This window comes from Vibrio fujianensis, assembly GCF_002749895.1.
Classification (GTDB): Bacteria; Pseudomonadota; Gammaproteobacteria; order Enterobacterales; family Vibrionaceae; genus Vibrio; species Vibrio fujianensis.
The window spans coordinates 344,846-349,958 of sequence record NZ_NBUS01000041.1; the positions used below are offsets into that span (position 1 = coordinate 344,846).

At 45.1% G+C, this 5,113-nt stretch carries 5 protein-coding genes; all 5 read left to right on the forward strand.

Annotation, left to right across the window (positions count from 1 at the left end; all coding sequences use genetic code 11):
* The coding region (locus tag B7C60_RS18645) for an efflux RND transporter periplasmic adaptor subunit (RefSeq protein ID WP_425445501.1) at positions 1–500 on the forward strand (500 nt) is incomplete at its 5' end.
* The gene (locus B7C60_RS08765) at positions 490–1,764 is read left to right on the forward strand and encodes a TolC family protein (protein ID WP_099611314.1); all 1,275 of its coding nucleotides are present in this window, start codon (positions 490–492) and stop codon (positions 1,762–1,764) included. The genes B7C60_RS18645 and B7C60_RS08765, both read left to right, overlap by 11 nt.
* Complete coding sequence (locus B7C60_RS08770; protein WP_099611315.1) at positions 1,761–2,978, forward strand: ABC transporter permease; 1,218 nt, start codon at positions 1,761–1,763, stop codon at positions 2,976–2,978. The genes B7C60_RS08765 and B7C60_RS08770 overlap by 4 nt, the downstream gene beginning before the upstream one ends.
* A 1-nt stretch (position 2,979) precedes the next feature.
* A complete protein-coding gene (locus tag B7C60_RS08775) occupies positions 2,980–4,260 on the forward strand; it encodes an ABC transporter permease (RefSeq protein ID WP_099611316.1) in 1,281 nt (426 codons plus the stop codon).
* Positions 4,253–4,963 carry an ABC transporter ATP-binding protein gene (locus tag B7C60_RS08780; protein ID WP_099611317.1) on the forward strand — a complete coding sequence of 237 codons (711 nt, stop codon included), beginning with the start codon at positions 4,253–4,255 and terminating at the stop codon, positions 4,961–4,963. Before B7C60_RS08775 ends, B7C60_RS08780 begins: the two co-directional genes overlap by 8 nt.
* Positions 4,964–5,113 lie beyond the last annotated feature (150 nt).

The window sequence follows — 5,113 nt, forward strand, 5'->3', positions numbered from 1 at the left end:
CCGATATGAACAACATGATTTTTAAAGGCAGTGTCAGCGAACACGATGCCGCGCAATTAGCCGTTGGTATGCCAGTTACGGTTGTACTTGCGCCCTTTCCAACCATTAATATCGATGGCGTATTAAGTAAAGTCGCCGTGCAATCAGAAAAGCTTAATAACCCTAGCTCAACCAATAGCACAGGGTTTGATAATGGTTTTGAAGTCGAGATTAGCCAACTGAGCTTTCCTGATACAATTACCCTTCGCTCCGGTTTTTCAGCCACCGCTCATATCATCTTAGAGAAAGTCGACGATGTCGTGACGATCCCTGAACGTGCATTACGTTTTCAAGGTAATCAAGCCGAAGTATTAATTGCTGATGATTCAGAACATGGATTCACCGCACAGCCAGTAACATTAGGGTTATCCGATGGCATCAATGTGCAAATTATATCTGGACTTGAAAACCAACAAACCATTGTTGATAACAGTATGCTGGGTCATTCTTATGCCAACTAATGCCTTGATCAATTTTACCCGTTATGGATTATTAGCACTTGCGATCAGTCAGCCCGCTTTTGCTATTACGTTAGAACAAGCTTGGCAAGCGGCAAAAACCGCTGATCCAACCTACATGCAGGCACAAATCCAATCGCAAATTAGTCAAACTGACGTCGCCACAGCCACTAGCGTATTACGCCCATCGCTGAATATCACGGCGCAAACCAGTTGGAACCAAGATGGTGACAACCAAAGAGGTTATGGCGCCACATTAAGTCAAACCCTTTGGGATAGCTCTGCTTGGTCTGCGCTTGATCAGTCTCAAGCTCACTATGTCGCTACGCAACTGCGGGCAAAAGCGGAATACAATCACCTTGCTGCCCGTTTACTGACCGCTTATCTTGATGTGGCAAGCGCTCAAGGCGATTTGAATCTTGCTCAAGAAAAATGGCGTGAAGGTGGACAATTACTGGAGATCACTGAGCAGCGCTATCTGGCCGGTAAAATTCGCGCCACAGAGTTAGAAGATATGCGCGCCAATCATGTTGATGAGCAAGCAGCTTTACTTGCCGCACAATCGGCTCTTGCTAGTAAACAATATGCGTTAACGGCACTCATTAATCAGCCCGTTGATAAAATCAATGAAATCAATACGCAGCTATCAGAGCAGCCCACTTTGCCTTTTGCGACTGAACAACAATGGATTAAGCTTGCCAAAGACAACAGTCCGACCTTGTTAGCCAGTATACAAGAGTTAACTGCGGCTCAATTTGCCCATGACGCCGCTAAAGCTAAATATTACCCGACGTTATCAGGTAGCGTATCCTATCAAAGTACTGATCAAGGTCGTGATGGTGATTTGAATGCAGGGCTGACGCTCAGTGTGCCTATCGATTTAAATGGGGCGACACGTTCTAGTGTGGATCGCGCTCAACTCACTATCTTAAACAACAAGCAAGCGGTGAGAAAAGTCGAGATTGACATTCAACAAGAAATTCAAACTCGCTTTCATCAACTGCAATTGGAATGGCAACGGATTGAAATTGCCCAACAACAAGTGTTGGCGCGACAAACCGCGTTAGAAAGTAAGCAAGCAGTGTATAACGCCGGGATGACCGAAGCTTCTGAGGTGATCACTGCTCATAATGCACTGTTTAATAGTAAACATACCTTACAAACTCGTTTATACGACTACTGGCATCATCGCATTGCCTTGCTAAAAACCGTTGGCAAATTAGATGATGAGAGTATCGCGTTAATCGCACGAGCACTACAGTCATGAACAGCCTATTTCTACAAGTTGCCCAAACTTTGTTGGCACACCGCTTGCGCAGCACATTAGCCATTATTGCTATTGTCTGGGGAATGCTGTCGGTACTGGTTTTGGTCGCTTTAGGTGAAGGTTTTTATCGAGTGAATACTCAATCCTTTGCGTTACTGATGAGTGATACTCAGATGGCTTTTCCTAGTCAAACGACTAAACCATGGCAAGGGCTACCAGCGAAACGACCGATCCGGATCTCCGAGGAGCAAATGCACGCGTTAGCCAGACAATCAGCGATAGAGCAACTGTCGGTGATGTACGGAAAATGGGATGCCAACGTCACCAACGATCAAGGACGCTCACTACCAGGTTATGTCGCTGGGGTTGATGAGCATTATTTTGCTTTACAAAGTCTAACCTTACGTCCGGCGTCGCGTGCGATAACCCCTAATGATGTACTCAATCATGCGAGAGTAGCGATCATCGGTTGGCAATTAGCCCAAGTCGGTCAATTGGCGCTCGGCGATAGCGTTAAGGTCAATGGCGTACCCTTTTTTATTATTGGTATCACTGAGCAAAAAGAAGGCGGTGTATCATTAAATAATGAAAGTAATCAATTGATGATCCCTAGCACGACCTTTACCGATTTATGGCAAAGTAAACCCTATTCTTTATTGGTAAAACCTAAAGCGGATATTCCCGGCCTAGCTTTACGTCACACCATACAAACGTTTTTTGCCAAGCAGCAACACTATGATCCAACCGATAGCGAAGCGGTTTATTTACCAGACTTCAGTAGTGGTGCTCAATTTATCAATGCGCTATTTCGCGGTATTCAGCTGTTTTTAGGTGCGAGTGGCATGATAACACTTGCCGTTGGCGCGTTAGGCGTAGCGAATATTATGTTTTTATCGGTGACAGAACGAACGCGAGAAATAGGTGTGCGACTGGCGGTAGGGGCAACCCCAAACACTATCCTCTGGCAATTTATACTCGAAGGCACGTTATTGGTTGCTCTTGGCTGCACATTCGGTATTGGCCTCTCGTATTTAACCATTGCAACGCTCAATCAATTGGGTTTGCCTGAATGGCTGGGTACGCCGATCATCACCAGCGCATCGATCATTGGCTCGCTCTTGATCACCACTTGCCTCGCGTTATGTGCCGCTTATTTTCCAGCGCGCCGTGCCGCCCATTTAACGCCAGTGTTAGCTTTAAGTGCAAGAGGATAGCATGCTGCCAATCAGACAAATTGTTCAAGAAATGCTGGCAGAAAAACAGCGTCTTTTACTCACGATACTTGCCGTCGCTTGGGGAACCTTGTGCATTAGCATCATGTTAGCCAGCGGCGAAGGGCTAAAACAAGGGTTAACCCGCGCCTCGCAAAGCGGTAATGGTCAACTGATTTACATCACTCCCGGCTACGCCACTATCAATAGTGGGCGATTCTTTAGCGGCCAAGCCGTGACTTTACAAGCGCAAGATGTCGATGTAATCCGTGCATTGCCCAATGTACAACAAGCAGAAGTCAGTGCTGTGTGGGAGAAAACCGTCAGTTACCAAGAAAACAGCAGTTGGCGAACGCCCTATGCCGTTAGTCCTGATTATGCTCAATTGACAGGGATAGAAATAATGCCCGGCGGTCGCTGGTTTAATCAATTAGATAACCAGCAACAGCGTAAAGTCATCGTGTTGGGTTATACCACTGCAAGTCAGTTGTTTAATCAAGACAGCGACGAGGATTTCCTGCAATCGCCCGTGTTAACCATCAATCCCGTCGGTAACATCGTTAAAGTCGGTGATGAAGACTTCACAGTAATTGGAGTCATTAAAACCAATAGCTCACTAGTAGAAGATGGCTTACCCATTGATTATTCGTTATTTGTTCCTTTAAGTACTTGGCAACGTTTTTATCCCAATCAACCGATTACGGCGATTAATGTCAAACCCACAGCACAGGCAGATCGCGAACAATTAGCTCAAGTGATTAAACAGGTGTTAGCCAGAAAATATTCTGCCGATCTCAGTGATGAGCAGTTAATTCAAACCCAAGACATGCTACTCAGACAAAAAACCATGCAACGCTTTTTACTCGGTCTGCAAAGCTTTTTAGGGGTGATTGGTCTTGTGACTTTAAGCGTTGCAGGGATTGGGATTGCCAATGTAATGTATGCAACCGTCAAACGCGCTACGCGAGATATCGGTGTCAGAATGGCGGTTGGCGCTACCAGCACCAATATTCGCCTGCATTATTTAGTGCAATCCATCCTAACGATGGCTATGGGGGGAATCGTTGGATTGAGTTTTAGCTACGCACTGATCCGTCTTATTCAACAATTACCACTGCAAGGTAACTTTCTTTATGATCAGTTGGGTAAACCTCAACCAGAACTATCATGGCCAATTCTGCTTTTGGTTATGGCAGCATTAATTATCATCGGCGTCATTGCGGCTTGGTTTCCAGCTAATCGCGCAGCAAATATCACTCCATTAGAGGCATTACAAAGTGAATGATCAATCTCCTCTCGTGCAACTCTCCAATATCTGTAAGCATTATCGAAGTGGTGAAGAACACGTCAAAGCGCTGGATAATGTCTCACTGAATATCAATAAAGGGGAATACCTTGCTATTCTTGGTCCATCTGGCTCAGGCAAATCGACCTTAATGAATGTTCTTGGCTGTTTGGACACCCCAACCAGTGGTAACTATATACTCGAAGACAAACAAGTATCATCGTTAAGCAATCACCAGTTAGCCAAGATAAGAAATCAAAAAATTGGTTTTGTTTTTCAAAGTTTTAATTTACTTGATTATGCGAATGCGATTGACAATGTCGCTCTGCCACTGGTGTATAGCGGAACGAAGTTGAAAGAAAGGCGTCAACGGGCAAAGTATTTATTAGAGAGCGTTGGTTTGGGCGATCGCCTCTATCATAAACCTAATCAACTATCGGGTGGTCAAAAACAGCGAGTGGCTATTGCTCGAGCACTGGTTAATGACCCACAAATCATTTTAGCCGATGAACCCACAGGGGCGCTGGATTCAACATCAGGCGCTGAAATCGAAGCCCTGTTCAATCAACTCCACCAAGCGGGACGAACGCTGATTATTGTCACTCATGATGTGGCACTGGCGCAGCGCACTCGGCGGATCATTACTATTAAGGATGGTAAAGTGTTATCGGATAAGCCTGCTATCAAAGCGAATAACGCTTAAACTCCTCCCTTTAGGGAGAAGATAAGAAGGCTGAGAAACAGTCTTCTTATCTTGCTGAATCAATCATCATTTGATGTTGGCTAAGGTCAATAAAATTGACTCCAACTGATCCCATGGCATCAATTGTGAATCAATGACTTCTAAACGAGA

Excerpts from the sequence above, each read along its gene's own strand:
- B7C60_RS08770 (WP_099611315.1), top strand. The coding sequence starts at position 1,761 with ATGAACAGCCTATTTCTACAAGTTGCCCAAACTTTGTTGGCACACCGC.
- B7C60_RS08775 (WP_099611316.1), top strand. The coding sequence starts at position 2,980 with ATGCTGCCAATCAGACAAATTGTTCAAGAAATGCTGGCAGAAAAACAG.
- B7C60_RS08765 (WP_099611314.1), top strand. The coding sequence starts at position 490 with ATGCCAACTAATGCCTTGATCAATTTTACCCGTTATGGATTATTAGCA.